This window comes from Vibrio sp. 10N.239.311.G01 (assembly GCF_041465805.1).
Lineage (GTDB): Bacteria > Pseudomonadota > Gammaproteobacteria > Enterobacterales > Vibrionaceae > Vibrio > Vibrio crassostreae_C.
The window spans coordinates 139,834-157,278 of record NZ_JBFSRM010000003.1; the positions used below are offsets into that span (position 1 = coordinate 139,834).

Here is a 17,445-nt window from a genome sequence, read left to right on the forward strand (position 1 = left end):
TTTGGGGAGCACTCCAAAGCCTTTGTAGAAGCCCAATCCTTTGAGGGGAATAAGAATCAAGCTTCTTAAAATGAAACAAGGTTAACCTTCAATCAAGAGAATACGAGTCTCGTAAGGACGTAAGACTTGATGATGTAATGCAACTGAAGTGTTCGCTTGTTGATAGTTAGACAACAGACTCTTCGCCTTAGTCATATCAAAACGTTCCGGTAAAACGCACTCCGCCTCTTCACCATAATAGTTGTTAATACACAGCAAGGTTTGCCCTTCGTTCTCACGTGCATATGCAAAAATGGATGAGTGATCAGGTAATAGATCTTGATAGCTGCCATCTGTAATCACTGGCACTTGTTTACGTAACTCAATCAAACTCTTATAGAAATAGAAAACAGAGTCTTTGTCTTCCAGTGCTTGCTCAGCGTTAATCCCAGGGTAATTATTCGCTACATCAAGCCATGGCTGAGCTTGTGAGAACCCTGCGTAAGGCTCACTGTTCCATTGCATTGGTGTACGAGAGTTATCACGAGACTTCTGCGCCAAAATCGCCATCATATCTTCATGAGCCACACCATCACGGTTCACCATGATGTCGTACATATTGGTACTCTCAACATCACGATACTGGCTAATTTCAGTATAGCTAGGGTTAGTCATGCCAATCTCTTCACCTTGATAGATATAAGGTGTGCCCTGCATCATGTGGACAGAAGCGGCGAGCATCTTGGCTGATTCAACGCGATATTGCTGATCGTTACCTAAGCGACTCACCACTCTTGGTTGGTCGTGGTTACACCAGAATAGTGCGCCCCACCCTTTGCCATTCAATCCCGTTTGCCAGTGGTTAAAGATCGATTTGAGCTGTAAGAAATCAAACGGCGCATTGGTCCACTTCTCACCATTGGTGTAATCGACCTTAAGGTGGTGGAAGTTAAACACCATCGATAGCTCACTGTTATCAACGTTTGAGTATTGCTGGCAGTGTTCCAACGTGGTTGAAGACATCTCGCCTACGGTCACGCTGCCGTACTTCTGAAATACGGCTTCGCTGATCTCTTTCAGGTATTCGTGTACACGTGGACCATCGGTATAGAAACGACGGCCATCACCGATATCATCATTAGGAAAGTCTTGCTGCTTCGAAATCAGGTTGATCACATCCAAGCGGAAACCATCAACGCCCTTTTCTGCCCAAAAGCTGATAACATCTTTCACTTCTTCACGTACAACCGGGTTCTCCCAGTTGAGGTCAGCCTGTTCTTTGGCGAATAAGTGTAGGAAGTATTGCCCAGTCGCCTCATCTAGTTCCCACGCATTACCACCGAACTTAGACTGCCAGTTAGTTGGTGCTTGACCATCTACGGGATCTTTCCAGATATAGTAATCGCGGTAAGAGCTGTTTTTGTCGCCCAAAGCAGATTGAAACCATGCATGCTCTGTCGAGGTGTGGTTTACCACGATATCCATCACGATACGGATACCACGTTGGTGCGCTTCAGACAGCAATAAGTCGAAGTCTTCCATGGTGCCGAATTGAGGATTAATCGCGTAGTAGTCTGAGATATCGTAACCATTATCGATCATAGGAGATGCGTAAACCGGGGTTAGCCAAATCGCATCGACACTCAAATGTTTGAGGTAATCCAGTTTCGAAATGATCCCTTTGATGTCGCCAGTACCTTTACTGCCACTGTCGCAGAAGCTCTTTGGGTAGATTTGATAGATGGTTGCGGTTTTCCACCAGCTTTCATCATGTTCAGTCATCGCCATCTCTAACACTCACTTACCAGAAAATATAAAATAAAAATCACCATGTGAATCATGGTCGAATAGCCGTTATAACTAAAAGAAAAAGCGATAACTAAGAGAAAAAGCGATAACTCATTTTGGAGTCATCGCTTATTCAATGCATTACGCGTTCGCGGTTTCTAACTCACCCTTGGATTGGGCTCGCTTGTAGAAAAACAGGGTTAGCGTGATAGGCAGTACTATCGCCACCAGCATCGCGACTAGGTAAATCGACCAATATTGAGGTTGAATCGATAGGATGCCCGGCAAGCCGCCGACACCGATACCATTCGCCATCACACCCGCGCTACCACAGATTGCGGCTGCAACAGCACTACCAATCATTGCGCTCAGCATTGGGAATTTGTATTTAAGGTTAATACCGTACATCGCAGGCTCTGTTACACCTAAGTAGGCTGAGATTGCCGCAGGAACCGAGATATCTCGTTCACCTTCACGCTTACTCAAGATAATGATGCCGACTACTGCCGATGCTTGTGCAATGTTTGATAGTGCAATCAAAGGCCAAATTGGTGTCCCGCCTAAGTCTTGCATCAGTTGCAGATCCACCGCGTTGGTGGTGTGGTGAATACCCGTGATAACCAAAGGTGCGTATAGGAAACCAAAAACCACTGAACCAAGAATCGCAAAATCACCTGTCATTGCCGCTTTAGCTGCGAATGCCACACCATCGCCTAACATACGACCGAATGGGCCAATGAAAGCGTGCGCTAGAATCACAGACAAAATAATCGATACAAATGGCACCACAACTAGGTACAAGTAAGCAGGGACGATGCGCTTAAGATTGGTTTCAATGAACGCCAAAGCCACACCCGCTAACATTGCTGGGATCACCTGAGCCTGATAACCGACCTTCTCAATCACAAACAGTCCAAAATCCCATACCTCAGGTACCGATTTACCTATCATGTATGCGTTCATGAGTTGTGGTGAAACTAAGGTCACACCGAGCGTGATACCCAAAATTGGGGTTCCGCCAAGCTTCTTAACCGTAGCCCAACACACACCAACCGGTAGGAAGAAGAAAATAGCTTCGCCGATCAACCATAAGAAAGAGTGAACGGTTGCCCAGAATTGACTGATTTCAACTAAGGTTTTGCCGTCGAACATGCGAATGTCGCCAATCACATTACGGAAACCAAGAATCAAACCACCTGTAATGATGGCAGGCAGCAGTGGTACGAAAATTTCGGCTAAATGGGAGATACCACGCTCAAGGAAGTTCATATTTTGACGAGCAGCCAGCTTCGCCTCATCTTTTGATGATGCCTCTTTACCTGTCTGTTCAATCAGAAGTGCGTACACTTCATCAACTTCAGTGCCAATCACAACTTGGAATTGGCCTGCGTTAGTAAAACAGCCTTTTACTAGCTTCAGTTTTTCGAGTTCAGCTTTGTTGGCCTGCTCTGTATCGTTCAATACAAAACGCAGTCGAGTCAGACAGTGGCTGACACTCGCAATGTTTTCTTTACCACCGACTAACTCGATAAGACGCGCAACGTCTTGCTTCGCTATCTTACTCATACTACCCCACCCTGGTTTCATTCAATTACTCTTCTAAACCATGCAAGCTATAATCACTCAGACTTAGACCTATGGGAACATTCCCAACTACGGGTATTATAATGCCCACATGAATGACAAATTAAAATGGGAACAGTCCCATTAATTGAAAGAGATCACACTCTAATTTTAATCTAAGCGGTTCAATTTCGCTTGATTGAGTGGATTATAGAATAGGAGATTGAGTATGATGAGAGATCTCTGCATTGCCTAAAAGCTGAGAGATCAATAGATTAGCGGCCAATTTCCCCGCAGATTGATATCCAGGATCAATGCTAAATACTCGAGGGAACAAGAATGAGAGAAGATCATTGCCACCAACGCCAGTCACCACCACATCTTCACGTTGTAACTCTTGCAGACGTTTGATTACGCCAAGAGCCAGTGTATCACTCGCACAGACAATCGCTTGAGTCGCAGGAGCAAGCACCTCATCCACCAACTGATAAGCGCTTTCATGATGAAGTTGACCAGTACGATAGTTCGCAATTGAACCTGTATTTTCACACCACTCGAGATAAGCCTTAAGACGCAGTTCACCGGTTGATTTATCACTAGGATCAACGCCAATGAAGCCAACCTCAGAGATCCCCTGATCTGCTAAATGCGTTAACGCACTATTGATCACCTGTTGGTTATCATAGTTAATCGACGTCACGTTCTCGGTATCCAGAGCAATCACCACCGCTTTGTGTTCCCAAGCTTCGATTGCCGGAATATCGCAGTCAGTAAAACCAAATACAATAATGCCATCAACGTTACGACGCTTTAGAACTTGCAGGTGCTCATTGGCTTTATCTCTATCAAGTTGGCTTTCCATGATCACGACATCGTAATCCGCTCGATACAACTCGGCCAGCATCGTACTTACCGCTTTGTTTTCAGAAGGAGAGTCCAGACGAGAAATGATTACGCCGATGACTTTTTGGCTGCCACCGCGCATCGATTGCGCAGATTTTGAAGGCGTGTACCCAGATTCTTGAATTACTCTTTCCACCCTTTCACGGGTTTCAGGTTTCACTTTTGGATCATTGGTCAGAACGCGTGATACGGTTGACTTACCAACACCGGACAGCTTTGCAATATCAAGAATAGTGAGTTTTTTGCTCATAAAAAGTCTAACGTTAAAGGGAAGAGAAGAAAAAGTGAGGGTAGATTCCCTCACTTAACTGTTTGTAAATACTAGCAGTTCTTACTATGACTTACTTTTGGCAATTTCGATAGACTACGCGACCAAGTTCTAGACGCGCATTGTCACCTTTCGTGCGCAAAGTGATGCTGTTAATCATCTCTGAAGTGCCATCATCTAAGATGTATTTGGTTCCTGAGCCCGCTGGAACTTGAGTCAGGCGGTATTCATTATCAGGCAAGCGTAGTACCGCTTTTTCATTATCAAGGTAAGACACATCAAACGAGACGTCAGACTCACATTGATAAGTCGCGAATTGATCATTCGATGTTGCGCTATCAGTCTCAGGGGCTGCTGATTTAGAGCACCCAACCAATGCTACTGTACATAGAGATGCTACCAACATAGCTTTCATACTTCGTTCCTCATCTTTATATAGTCAACGACACTTAGCCTATTCACAGGTTCGAACAAACCTAATGTAAGTGCCTAATGATAGGTCCATACCTTAGTGATAAATAAAACGTTTAGCCTTTTAAGAAAGCGGGTACATCTTTAATGCTATCAAGTACCACGCTAGCCAACGCTTCACCTTTTTCAGTGATGGGTTTACCCGTTCTTACCAAGACTTTAGTACCAACACCTGCTGCTTCTGCAGCCATCATGTCTTCCGCTTTATCGCCGATCATGACCGAGTTAGCCATATCAATCTTCAGAAAGTCACGAGCAGAAATGAACATGCCTGGCTTTGGCTTACGACATTCACAATCTTGCTTGTAGTCACCAATACCGTGCTCAGCGTGGTGAGGACAGTAATAAATGCCATCGAGCTCGACACCATTATCAACAAAGTTCCAATCCATCCACTGCGTTAAAGAAAGAAAACGGTCTTCACTAAACATGCCGCGAGCAATACCAGATTGGTTGGTCACTAGCACCAATAAATAACCCATATCTTTAAACGCTTTCGCCGCTTCAAACACACCATCGATGTATTCAAAGTCATGCTCATCATGTACGTAGCCGTGATCAACGTTAATCACTCCATCACGATCTAAAAAAACAGCAGGTTTAGACAAAATTTTGTTCTCTATCAACTCTCTATTAATCATTAATTATTACACGCTTTATTTGCTTCATCACTATCTATTTAGTTTTGCGTTCGTTAACGATTTGTTTCTAGCTTAGCCATACAATCGACGTTTAGCCGTCTAGACGTAAAAATATCTATTGACTTAGATCATAGAACACCATAGCATCGTCTGTAAATCGAGCGAGCTATCGACATATTATTCTGTTCTACCTGCACGGGTTTCTCTATGATTAAAGTGAATCAAGTCAATAAGGTTTTTTATCAAGGCACTAAAGAAATCAATGCCTTAATTGATATCAACCTCCACATTCCTCAAGGTCAAATCTTTGGAGTCATCGGCTCTTCAGGTGCAGGCAAAAGTACCCTAATCCGCTGTGTAAATATGTTGGAAGCCCCGACTTCGGGTGAAGTGATTGTTGATGGTATCGACCTAACAAAACTCAGCAAATCAGAGCTTAGCGAAGCGCGCCGTAACATCGGCATGATATTCCAGCACTTCAACCTGCTGTCTTCTCGTACTGTATTTAACAATGTAGCACTGCCTCTAGAACTTGCTGGTAAAGATAAAGCGATTATTGAAGCGAAAGTCAGCGAGTTACTTGAACTGGTTGGCCTTGCTGATAAGCGTGACACCTACCCGGCAAACCTAAGTGGTGGTCAAAAGCAGCGTGTGGCGATTGCTCGCGCACTGGCCTCTGACCCGAAAGTACTGCTATGTGATGAAGCCACCAGCGCATTGGATCCAGCAACAACTCAATCTATCCTTGAGCTGCTGCGTGAAATCAACCGCAAGCTGAACATCACTATCCTGCTTATTACACACGAGATGGATGTGGTTAAAAGCATTTGTCACGAGGTTGCGATCATTGGCGGCGGTGAATTGGTAGAGAAAGGTACAGTCGGTGACATCTTTGCTCATCCGAAGACAGAGCTAGCGCATCAGTTTATTCGCTCAACGTTGGATCTGACGATCCCTGAAGATTACCAAGCACGTTTGCAAGAGACTCGCGTAAACAGCAGCTACCCGCTGGTGCGTCTTGAGTTTACTGGTGCAACGGTTGATGCTCCGCTAATGACGCAAATCGCACGTAAATTCAATATCGATGTCAGCATCTTAAGTTCTGACCTTGATTACGCCGGTGGCGTGAAGTTCGGCATGATGGTCGCTGAACTGTTCGGTAATGAAGCAGATGATAATGCTGCTATCCAATTCCTACGCGACAACAATGTAAAAGTAGAGGTGCTTGGTTATGTCCTTTAGTTTCAACGAGATTGCTGACTGGATCAGCCTTAACGGTAACCTTCTATTAGGCGCAACAGGCGAAACGCTTTACATGGTTGCTGTTGCAGGCATTGTTGGCTTCGCGGTCGGTATTCCACTAGGCGTGATTCTGCATACGACTAAAAAAGGTGGCCTGTTAGAGAACACCAAAGTAAACAAGATTCTAGGTGCGATTGTGAACGTGGGTCGTTCAGTACCTTTCTTAGTTTTGATGGTTGCGATTATTCCACTGACTAAGATGCTGATTGGTACCTTCATCGGTACAACAGCAGCGATTGTTCCACTGACGATTGGCGCTATCCCATTCGTGGCTCGACTTATCGAAAGTGCACTACTTGAAGTACCAACAGGTCTAGTGGAAGCGGCCCAATCAATGGGCGCAACACCAACACAAATCATCAATAAGGTTCTGCTTCCAGAAGCACTACCGACTATCATCAACTCAGTAACGATTACGCTAGTGACTCTGGTGAGCTACTCAGCAATGGCCGGTACTGTAGGCGGAGGTGGCCTAGGTGATGTCGCGATTCGTTACGGATTCCACCGCTACGATGTGACCATCATGGCTGTGACAGTAGTGATGTTGATTGTGCTGGTACAAATTATTCAATCAATCGGTGATTCATTAGTTCGCCGTGTTGACCACAGATAAAGACTCACACATAAAGAGTAGAGTCGTCTGAACCTAATTAAATAGATTTATTAAAAGGAGATTATTATGAAATTTAACCTTAAAGGTTTACTAACTATCGCAGCAGCAGCTTCAGCGCTAGTTCTAGCAGGTTGTGGCGATAAAGAAGTGGATACTTCTAAAGTAAAAGTTGGCGTAATGGCAGGGGCAGAAGCGCAAGTTGCTGAAGTGGCAGCTAAAGTAGCGAAAGAGAAATACGGCCTAGACGTTGAACTGGTTACTTTCACGGATTACGTAACACCAAACGCAGCTCTAGATGATGGTTCTATCGACATCAACGCATTCCAACACGCACCGTACCTAGATCAGCAAGTGGCTGACCGTGGCTACAAGCTAACTATCGCTGGTAACACGTTTGTTTACCCAATTGCGGGTTACTCTAAAGAAGTGAAATCGGTAGACGAAATCCAAGACGGTGCTCGTATTGCTGTACCAAACGACCCTACAAACCTAGGTCGCTCTCTACTTCTTCTTGAGCAACAAGGTCTTCTTGAACTTCGTGAAGGCGCAGGTCTTCTAGCTACAGTTCGCGACATCGTGGGTAACCCTAAGAACCTAACGATTGTTGAACTAGACGCAGCTCAACTGCCACGTTCTCTTGATGATGTTGCTCTATCTATCATCAACACAACTTACGCGAGCTCTATCAACCTGACTCCACAAAAAGATGGCGTATTCGTTGAAGACAAAGATTCTCCTTACGTAAACCTAATCGTTTCTCGTGAAGACAACCTAAACGCTGAAAACGTACAAAACTTCGTTAAAGCTTACCAAACTGAAGAAGTGTACAACGCAGCTTCTGACATCTTCCAAGGTGGCGTCGTTAAAGGTTGGTAATCAACTAAACGACAGCACTGTATAGATACCCGAAGGGGCTGACATAACGTCAGCCCCTTTTTTAATGATAAAGATTTGCTAGAAAGTAAAGCATCTCAGATTTAAGCGAAACAAAGTCGATTACTTCAGGTGATCCCAAGAGATGTTTGACACCAATCGGCAGTCATCACACTTGAAATAGAAAATATCGTGGATAGGCGCATCTAGCAGCCATTCACCACCACATTGCGGGCATTTGCGCTCTTTTTCATCTTTCAGGCTGATCCCACCGACACGGTATAAGTAGTAGTAGGTTGGAACCTTAGTCAGATACTCAATGCGCCCTCTTAGACCCCAACCGCGTTTAAACAGCACACTCTTCGTGTCACTGATCTCGGTTAGCGTTGCATGTTCCGCGCGACAACCACCACCCATTTGTACTTCATCACAGGCTTGCCATTCGGTCTGCCATTTCAACACGGCTTTATGGTCGCCATTGAAGGTAGGTGGATTGCGATACAAAGGGATTGGTAGCAAGCTATCGCCACTACGCAGCGGTGAACAGGTGTGCACGAATGTCGTGTATAACACCTGCCAGCTTGGTGTTTCATCTTCTGCCACTTCTTCTGAGTTCAGATCTCGACCTAGCAAACGCATTTTAGGCGCTAGTAGGCTCGCGTTAGACAAGCGATCAAAACACACTTTCACAAAGTCTGAGTGATTACGCGGGTGCAAGCTATCTTGCTCCGGGCACACAACGCGAACATAGAATTCACCATCGCCCATCACGATTGGGAACTCACGACCTAACACTTGTCCGTTATAACGAAGTGCATCCATTAAGCCATTAACCGCCTTGTCGACAGCGCTTACCGTTGTGTTATCAAAACACTCAAATTGAAGTTCTAGTACGTACATCTATTTATACCGCTGGTTGTAGCTTTTCTAAAAATTCTGCCAATGTCTCGGCGAGCACATCACGATTTTTGGTACCTAAGCGCTCCAAAATCACGTTACCCGTTAGGTTACAGATAGAGATAACATCCAGCTCAGCATCGGTCGCGGCAATGAAAACCGTTGGTTTTAGCTTCAAGCGACGCTGAGTTACTAGGTGACCCAAAATGTTTTCTTGTAGGCATTCGAAGTCTTCATCACTCCAAATCTGTAACAGAGTCAATTCGTTACCATCGAAAGTTGCGTTCATATCTGCGCTGAATTGTGCGCCGTAGAAAGTTTTGATGTCTTCATGCAGAGTCAACTCAATACCGGTTTCAACGTTGGTGAAATCCGCGAATTGCTCACGTGGATAGTGCTTCCACAACACGGCATCGCCACTCTTTTCTTCTACGCATGGCGATACGATGTCCACCAACTCCTCATTACGAGGTAAGCTTTGGTGTTTCTGCTTCCACGCGTCAACGTATCGCTGACTAAAAGAAAGTAGTGCGTCTTGAGCACGTTGAGTCATGAAAATCTCCTAAACACAAAATAATAAATAGAATCCGAGCCCTTTCCGCGCCGATTAAGCGATGACTTAATGACAGGGTAAGGGGGATTCAGTAAAATCGACCCCATTCTAATCGAATTTGAAACGAAAGTATGAGCAAATATTCTGACGCAAAAGAGCTAGCGGGTTTAACCCTTGGCCAAAAAACTGAGTACTCTAACCAATACGATGCAAGTTTATTGCAACCAGTGCCTCGTAGCCTTAATCGCGATGATCTTGCGCTAAACGGCGAGCTGCCTTTTGTTGGTCATGATATTTGGACGATGTACGAGCTTTCGTGGCTAAACACCAATGGTCTACCACAAGTGGCTGTCGGTGAAGTTTTCATCCCAGCAACCAGCCCAAATTTAATTGAATCAAAATCTTTCAAGCTGTACCTGAACAGCTACAACCAGACTCAATTTGAAAACTGGGATCAAGTAACCGAGCGCCTGACCCAAGATTTGTCGGCATGTGCAGGCGAAACGGTGATTGTGAATGTAAACTCAGTAACCGACTACACTAACCAACCTATCGTGACGATGGAAGGTGACTGTATCGACAACCAAGACATCCAAATCACTAGCTACGACTTTGAAGCGTCGCTGCTTGAAGGCGCTGCTGGCGAACAAGACGTTGAAGAAACACTGCACAGCCACCTATTGAAGTCGAACTGTTTGATCACCAATCAACCGGATTGGGGCAGCGTTGAGATCGCATATTCTGGTAAGCAAATTGACCGTGAAGCTCTGCTACGCTATTTAGTTTCTTTCCGTGAGCACAATGAATTCCACGAACAATGTGTTGAGCGTATCTTCACTGACATCATGAAATACTGTGCACCTTCGAAGCTAACTGTGTTCGCACGTTACACACGTCGTGGTGGTCTGGATATCAACCCATACCGTTCAACAGAGCAAGATAGACCAAGCCACAATAAGCGTATGGCTCGCCAATAATCAGGCGAGAACCACCCACACTTATTTGAACCTACCAAATCTTTAAAGGGACATTGAAATGCGTTGGTTATACGTTGTTAGTCTATTTATTTTAAGCTTAAGCACATCGGTCAATGCGTCGGTTTATTCGTCGGCGCTACTCAATGAAGCCAATAATTTGGTTGAGATCGAGCCGAGCCAAGCAAAACAAATGGCCAACAGCTACCTAACGCTACGTATCCTTTCAGACCAAAGCGAGAAAAGCCCATCGGCTATTTCTCGCGAAGAGACAGACTCTTCGATCAGAACCCCAAACAGCAGTATTGATGCCTACAAGATATTAGCGAAAGCAGAATACAACCTTGGTAATATTCATATTGCGATTCAACATATCGACAAAGCATTTGAGCTTGCGAAAACCTATAAGCTTGAGTACCTAAAACTGGATCTTGAGATCCTAAAAGTACGCTTACTTTGGCTGAGTGACAGGAAATCAGCCAAAGCAAAAACAGAGCTGGCGAGTATCGAAGCAAACCTAGAATCGGTGAATAAAACCTTGCGTTTAACAGAAGGTATTACCTATCGTTTGATCATGCTGAAAGCTGATATTGCCTCTTATGACAATAAGGTCGATGAAGCCGAGAAGTTCTACCAAGAAGCGAAAACCTACCTCGATCAGCGTTACTCAGAAAAAGTGACTATCGACTACCACATCGCGGTCGGTGAATTTTATCTAACCCATAAAGAGTACAACCACGCACTATCTGAGTTGTTGTATGGCTACTGGAAATCCGTAGAAGGTAATCTGAGCTCACGCTTAGCAAAAGTAAACCGCCTGCTTGCTCAGCTTTTCTTTGAACGCCAAGTGTTAGATAAAGCTCTCGAGCACTTATCTCAAGCTGCTGATTTCTATGATAGCTTTGAAAACTCACCTGTTTTGGCACAAGTGCTTAAAAAAATGGGTGATGTATACTTCTTTCAAGGAAAATATAACCTTGCGTTAGTGCATTTCTTCAACGTTTTGGACCATGAAAGCACCGACCGAGATATCCAACAAGTCATTGATATTCGTCTGAGTTTATCAGCTACCTACTTACGCCTTTATAACTACCCTCTTGCAGAACAATACCTAACACGCGCTCTTGAGCTGTTGGAGTACACAGATATTCCAAAACTGGAAGGCCGCGCTGCGCTGCTGTCGGCAGGGTTAGCTTATCATCTACAAGAGAGCGATGACGTAATCAAGCATGCGACACGTGCACTTGAAATTTCACGTCAGATAGAAAATATGCACCTGTCACAGCGTTCGTATTACTTACTGTCCTTAGGCTATGAACAAGCAGGTCGTCCTCAACAAGCATTAGCGAATCTCAAGCAGTACAATAGTTTAGTTTCTTTAGAGCAGCAAAAACTAAATCGTGTAGGTGAGGATGCATTCCGTCAGCAGAAAGAGTTTGCTGAACAAACTTTGCACTACGCTGGTCAAGCGCAAGAATTAGAAAGGTATAAGTTAGAGCATCGTAAATTCCAAAAGATATCCTTCGCCCTATTTCTGTTCAGCATCGTCCTATTCTTCTTTGTACTACGCAGAGGCTACCTCATCCAAACCTTAGCTAAAGAAGTGGATTCGCTGCGTACTGATCTTTTTACGCACTCACGTTCAAAGCTTCCGAACCTAAGAATGCTCAATGCTAAGCTCTCAAATTCGTTAGAGCAAACCAGCCAAACCTTCGAGCAATGGCAGCTTGGGGAGTTGATTTATGAACCATTAAACGACCGCTTACGCTTCGTTATGATTGACTTACCTTTCCTGCGCAACATGTATACGCAAAATGGTTATAAAGCGGGCTTAGAGCTCGAAGATGCTTTCGGTGATTTCTTAAAATCAAAACTGGAAGGCCCAGCTCGCGTCTATCATTTCTCAGATGCGAACTTGCTTTATATAGAGCCAAATTCAGATCGTGATTCATCACCAGAAGCGATGTTCCTAAAGATTCAATCGTGGGTAAATGACTTCGAGCCAGAACGTAATATCAACCGAACGATTCGAATGGGCATCGCTGACTACCCGTTTTTACCACGAGCTTACACCGCTATTAATGACCAAGAGCTATTAGATGTATTGTTGATGTCGACCAACCTAGCGCGTGAAATCAGCTTGAAAGAACGCACTAGCCAATGGGTATACCTCAAAGCTATCGATAACGCACCAGCGGCAAGCCTTGCAACTGGTAACATACGAGAAGCGTGTAAACATGCGATTAATCAAGGGTTAATAAAGATACAATCGTCATACCAGAATGAGGACAACATCAAAAAAATGCTAAAAGATGACTGATTTGCGAGCGGTTAAGAGCGGCAAGCCGTGACCTTATTTTTAGTTTTGTTATTATCGATGCAACGGAATTTCATCAAAATGATCGAGCTCGGTCTACGCGGCGCTAATTAATACATCTATGGGCATTCTTGAAAAAGACATTCAGGCGCAACTCCACCAGCTGAAACTTCAGTTGGAGCAGGTCCGTTTGACGCAAAGAGACACCTCGTTCAAATTTATTAGAGAACAAAAAGTTCTAAAGCGTATCGTCACATCTTTAAGTGACGCATGTGTTGGCAGTAACAGCCATTTAGATGAAAACCTCATTGCCCTTAGGGAAGAGCTAGAAAAGCAAAAAGACATTAGCTCAATGATCCCAAAACTGGCAGTATTAGAAAGGATGCTTAAGCAGAAAACGTTGGCTATGGATAAACAGAACGGGTATCTGGACGATAGCATTAAGCACAGTGGGGAAACGCTGCAGCGCATAACTGGCCTTCCAGCACAGCTCAAACGCGACCTACGAAACTTACTTAGCTTCTCCGAATGCAATGGCAGTCAGAAAGTCGACCACGCCATGAAACTCCTCGGTATTTACGAGCGTGCCATAAAGATCATGGCGAACAACTCTCGTACTCATTTTGCCGACGCTGCGCAATCGCCTGAACAAGAACTCCTTGCCGACTTATCAAACGAATTACAACATCTGATCACCGAACTCGATTTTGAGGGTGAATCGGGTGAGCTACTTACCGATATTCGAGCCAAACTGCTGCTTGGTGTTTCTACACAAAACCTCCTTGAGCTGACGCTTCAAATTCTCAAACTAGTCATAGAGGGCACCAATCTAGAGCGTAAAAAGTCTGAACAATTTATCGATCAGCTAAACTCTTCGCTGGCCTCCAGTATCAAAACGGCAGACCAAAATGCCGATCAGAGCCAAAGTTACTTTGAGCACCGCCAAGGCCTTAACTCTGAGTTAAGTGAACTTGTCATTAAGAGCCAGAACTCTGTAGAGAAAGCGAAGGAAATTGATAGTTTAAAGCGAACGATTAATCCACTACTCACTGAAATCGCCTCTCTTTCAGAAAGACTGAATCACGCAGAACAGAAAGAACAAGCTCTGATAGAGAGAATGAGTTATGGAAAGACTCAGTTAGATTCACTCTATGAAGTCACCCAAGATTACCGCAAGCGCTTAGAAGATCAGGCTCAGCGTATGCTGCTTGATCCGCTCACTAAGGTTTACAATCGCACCGCCTTTACTGATCGCTTAGAGCTTGAGTATCGCCGTTGGATTCGTGCACAACACTCACTGCGCGTAGTGCTGCTCGACATAGACAACTTCAAAGCCATCAACGACAGCTTTGGTTATACCGCTGGTGATAAGGCACTTAAAATCATCGCGAGAACTATTACTAAAGAAGCAGGCACAACCGATACCGTGGCTCGCTTTTCTGGAGAAGAGTTTGTTTTGCTGTTGCCAGAACAAACCGATGAATATTGCCACCAGGTGATTCAAAACATCCAAGCTCAAGTAAGCCGCCTACCCTTTAAGTTCCGTGACCAACAAATCACGATTACCTTGTGTGCGGCAAGTACTCAGTTTAAAGAGTCTGATACGCCTGAAGAAGTATTAGAGAGACTCAATAAGACGCTAAACAAAGCAAAGCAACGCGGTACCAACCAACTTGTTTGGAACTAAGCCAGCCTTAGATTTAATTTATTTCATTTTTTCAAATACTTATCACATACCATTTCCCTCAATGTTTGCTAAGCTAATGATTAACATTCGCTTAACAAGCATTCTTGGCAAGCAATGCTGTATATACGCTCTTAATTTATTTTATATTAGCTCTTAATCATCTATACATCTGCTATTAAGCACCCATGTATATACCGTTAAGCACCTGCATATAGACTGTTAAGCAAGATTATATAATCCATTAAGCAACGCTGTCGTAACCGTTTCGTCTGGTTAACTCTCTCACCTTTAACCAAACACTTTCAACGTTTGCTTCTCACTCTCGAGCCAGAGGGTCACTTCAACGTCCCCCTGCTCTTTTCAACAAGGAGGCACTATGATCACTCATATCAGCCCTGCCGGTAGCATGGATTTACTCTCTCAACTTGAAGTTGAGCGTCTTAAGAAAACCGCATCTAGTGATCTGTACCAACTGTATCGTAACTGTACGTTAGCGGTACTTAACTCGGGAAGCCACACCGACAACTCCAAAGAGTTGCTCGACAAGTATCAATCGTTTGATGTTGAAGTCGTGCGACGTGAGCGTGGTATCAAGCTCGAACTGAGCAACCCACCAGAGCATGCCTTTGTCGATGGTGAAATCATCAAGGGTATCCAAGAGCACCTATTCTCAGTGCTGCGTGACATTGTCTACGTCAACATGCATCTTGCAGACAACCAAAGACTCAACCTGACTAATGCCACTCATATTACCAACCTCGTATTTGGTATTTTGAGAAATGCAGGCGCACTTACGCCGGGCATCGAACCTAACCTGATCGTGTGTTGGGGTGGCCACTCAATTAACGCCACTGAATACCAATATACTCGTGAAGTAGGTAATGAACTTGGCCTACGTGAACTCAACATCTGTACGGGTTGTGGACCAGGTGCAATGGAAGGGCCAATGAAAGGCGCTGCGATTGGTCACGCTAAGCAGCGCTATACAGACCACCGTTACTTAGGGTTAACTGAACCATCAATCATTGCGGCTGAGCCGCCAAATCCGATAGTGAACGAATTGGTGATCATGCCAGATATCGAGAAGCGTCTTGAGGCATTCGTTCGTATGGCGCATGGCATCATTATTTTCCCTGGTGGCCCCGGTACGGCTGAAGAGTTGCTGTATATCTTAGGGATCATGATGCACCCAAATAACGTCGACCAACCCATGCCGATTGTATTAACGGGTTCAAAAGAGAGTGAAGCTTACTTCCGCTCTATCGATAAGTTCATCGGGGAAACCCTCGGGGAAGAGGCTCAGAAACACTACGAAATCGTGATTGATGATCCAGCACGCGCAGCGAAAATCATGAAACAAGCGATGCCAGATGTACGCTCTCACCGTAAAGAGACCGGCGATGCTTATAGCTATAACTGGTCACTGCATATTGAGCCTGAGTTCCAACTGCCCTTCGATCCGACACATGAGTCTATGGCGGCACTTGATCTTCATATGGACCAGAAAACAGAAAGCCTTGCGGCTAATTTACGCAAAGCGTTTTCTGGCATTGTGGCCGGTAACGTCAAAGCCGAAGGTATTCTAGAGATAGAGAAACACGGCCCATTCCTAATTGATGGCGACAAAGAGCTAATGACCAAGATGGACCAACTGCTGAATGACTTTGTTGAGCAACATCGAATGAAGTTACCGGGAGGGACCGACTACGTGCCTTGCTATAAAATCGCCTCACGTGATTAAGGCGTTTACGTTACCAACGTTTCAACTCACCAAGTGATACGTTACTATAAGGGGCTAGCAGCCCCTTTTTTATTGCCTATTTAGTGGAAACTTATGTCTATCCATCTTGTTATTATCGATGCCTTAAACCTCATCCGACGCGTGCACTCTGTTCAGCCGGATCCAACCGATATAGCAAGAACCATTACCACCACAATTCGCACTCTCAATAAGATTCTGAATGAATCAAAGCCCACCCACATCATCGCGGTATTTGATCACCATTTACAAGACCGTGGCTGGCGCGCAGATGTGCTTCCTGCTTATAAGCAGAATCGTAAACCCATGCCAGAACCATTGATGAAAGGCCTTGATGCTATTCAACAAGCTTGGTGGGAGTTAGGCATTGATTCACTGCTGTCTGATGGCGATGAAGCGGATGATCTCGTCGCAACACTGGCAAAGAAAGTGGCTGACCACGGAGAAACCGTCACCATCGTCTCGACGGATAAGGGCTACTGCCAACTGTTGTCACCAACGCTTCAGATCCGAGATTACTTCCAGCACCGCTGGTTAGATAAACCCTTTATCGAAGCTGAGTTTGGCGTTAAACCTGAACAACTGGCGGATTACTGGGGATTAACGGGCGTAAGCTCAAGCCAAGTACCGGGCATCCCAGGTATCGGGCCAAAAGCAGCCAAAGAGATATTGACCACTTACCCAGATATCGAAGCGGCCTATCAAGCAGAAGATCTGCCGAAAAAATATCGTAAGAAGTTCGACGAACACATCGAATCCGCTCGTGTATGTAAGCAAGTATCGGCACTCAAAACCGATATTGATTTAGGGTTCAACCTGCAAGATATTCGTTACGAAGCAAGCTCTTAAGTCGCTGT

The 17,445-nt window shown here is 44.8% G+C and carries 15 protein-coding genes; 8 read left to right on the plus strand and 7 right to left on the minus strand.

Annotation, left to right across the window (positions count from 1 at the left end; genetic code table 11):
* Positions 1-81: 81 nt before the first annotated feature.
* The 5 genes from treC to gmhB form a co-directional block, all read right to left on the minus strand.
* Positions 82-1,767, minus strand: a complete 1,686-nt coding sequence (gene treC / locus AB6D06_RS03480; protein WP_029235475.1) for an alpha,alpha-phosphotrehalase — start codon at positions 1,765-1,767, stop codon at positions 82-84.
* A 141-nt stretch (positions 1,768-1,908) separates the two neighbouring features.
* Positions 1,909-3,333 carry a PTS trehalose transporter subunit IIBC gene (gene treB, locus AB6D06_RS03485; protein WP_017063347.1) on the minus strand — a complete coding sequence of 475 codons (1,425 nt, stop codon included), beginning with the start codon at positions 3,331-3,333 and terminating at the stop codon, positions 1,909-1,911.
* Positions 3,334-3,538: 205 nt separating this feature from the next.
* A complete protein-coding gene (gene treR / locus AB6D06_RS03490; RefSeq protein ID WP_108186432.1) occupies positions 3,539-4,483 on the minus strand; it encodes a trehalose operon repressor TreR in 945 nt (314 codons plus the stop codon).
* Between the two features lie 91 nt (positions 4,484-4,574).
* Positions 4,575-4,916, minus strand: coding sequence for an MliC family protein (locus AB6D06_RS03495; RefSeq protein WP_017060761.1), 342 nt, complete (start codon positions 4,914-4,916; stop codon positions 4,575-4,577).
* Between the two features lie 112 nt (positions 4,917-5,028).
* Entirely contained in the window at positions 5,029-5,613 is a 585-nt protein-coding gene (gene gmhB, locus AB6D06_RS03500) for a D-glycero-beta-D-manno-heptose 1,7-bisphosphate 7-phosphatase (RefSeq protein ID WP_017060762.1), read from the minus strand.
* 207 nt (positions 5,614-5,820) lie between these two features.
* On the opposite strand from gmhB, the gene metN reads away from it, so the two are divergent.
* The 3 genes from metN to AB6D06_RS03515 all read left to right on the plus strand — a co-directional run bounded on the left by metN (position 5,821) and on the right by AB6D06_RS03515 (position 8,404).
* Positions 5,821-6,855, plus strand: a complete 1,035-nt coding sequence (gene metN, locus AB6D06_RS03505; protein ID WP_017060763.1) for a methionine ABC transporter ATP-binding protein MetN — start codon at positions 5,821-5,823, stop codon at positions 6,853-6,855.
* Positions 6,845-7,528, plus strand: coding sequence for a methionine ABC transporter permease (locus tag AB6D06_RS03510; RefSeq protein ID WP_017060764.1), 684 nt, complete (start codon positions 6,845-6,847; stop codon positions 7,526-7,528). The genes metN and AB6D06_RS03510 overlap by 11 nt, the downstream gene beginning before the upstream one ends.
* A 66-nt stretch (positions 7,529-7,594) precedes the next feature.
* The gene (locus AB6D06_RS03515; RefSeq protein ID WP_017060765.1) at positions 7,595-8,404 is read left to right on the plus strand and encodes a MetQ/NlpA family lipoprotein; all 810 of its coding nucleotides are present in this window, start codon (positions 7,595-7,597) and stop codon (positions 8,402-8,404) included.
* 120 nt (positions 8,405-8,524) lie between these two features.
* Here the strand turns inward: AB6D06_RS03515 and AB6D06_RS03520 are convergent, their stop codons facing one another.
* Together AB6D06_RS03520 and syd are read right to left on the minus strand one after the other, a co-directional pair.
* A complete protein-coding gene (locus AB6D06_RS03520; RefSeq protein WP_017060766.1) occupies positions 8,525-9,301 on the minus strand; it encodes a Zn-ribbon-containing protein in 777 nt (258 codons plus the stop codon).
* 4 nt (positions 9,302-9,305) lie between these two features.
* Positions 9,306-9,851 (minus strand): SecY-interacting protein, encoded by a 546-nt coding sequence (gene syd, locus AB6D06_RS03525; RefSeq protein WP_017063346.1) that lies wholly within the window; start codon positions 9,849-9,851, stop codon positions 9,306-9,308.
* A gap of 131 nt (positions 9,852-9,982) precedes the next feature.
* On the opposite strand from syd, the gene queF reads away from it, so the two are divergent.
* The 5 genes from queF (at position 9,983) to xni (ending at position 17,437) form a co-directional block, all read left to right on the plus strand.
* Positions 9,983-10,828 carry an NADPH-dependent 7-cyano-7-deazaguanine reductase QueF gene (gene queF, locus AB6D06_RS03530; protein ID WP_017060768.1) on the plus strand — a complete coding sequence of 282 codons (846 nt, stop codon included), beginning with the start codon at positions 9,983-9,985 and terminating at the stop codon, positions 10,826-10,828.
* Between the two features lie 58 nt (positions 10,829-10,886).
* Positions 10,887-13,145 carry a lipopolysaccharide assembly protein LapB gene (locus AB6D06_RS03535; RefSeq protein ID WP_017063345.1) on the plus strand — a complete coding sequence of 753 codons (2,259 nt, stop codon included), beginning with the start codon at positions 10,887-10,889 and terminating at the stop codon, positions 13,143-13,145.
* Positions 13,146-13,263: 118 nt separating this feature from the next.
* Positions 13,264-14,829: a diguanylate cyclase domain-containing protein gene (locus tag AB6D06_RS03540; RefSeq protein ID WP_372099661.1), complete on the plus strand. Its 1,566-nt coding sequence runs from the start codon at positions 13,264-13,266 to the stop codon at positions 14,827-14,829.
* Between the two features lie 376 nt (positions 14,830-15,205).
* The gene (gene ppnN, locus AB6D06_RS03545) at positions 15,206-16,570 is read left to right on the plus strand and encodes a nucleotide 5'-monophosphate nucleosidase PpnN (RefSeq protein ID WP_372099659.1); all 1,365 of its coding nucleotides are present in this window, start codon (positions 15,206-15,208) and stop codon (positions 16,568-16,570) included.
* A 93-nt stretch (positions 16,571-16,663) separates the two neighbouring features.
* Positions 16,664-17,437 (plus strand): flap endonuclease Xni, encoded by a 774-nt coding sequence (gene xni / locus AB6D06_RS03550; protein WP_017063342.1) that lies wholly within the window; start codon positions 16,664-16,666, stop codon positions 17,435-17,437.
* Positions 17,438-17,445: the final 8 nt, after the last annotated feature.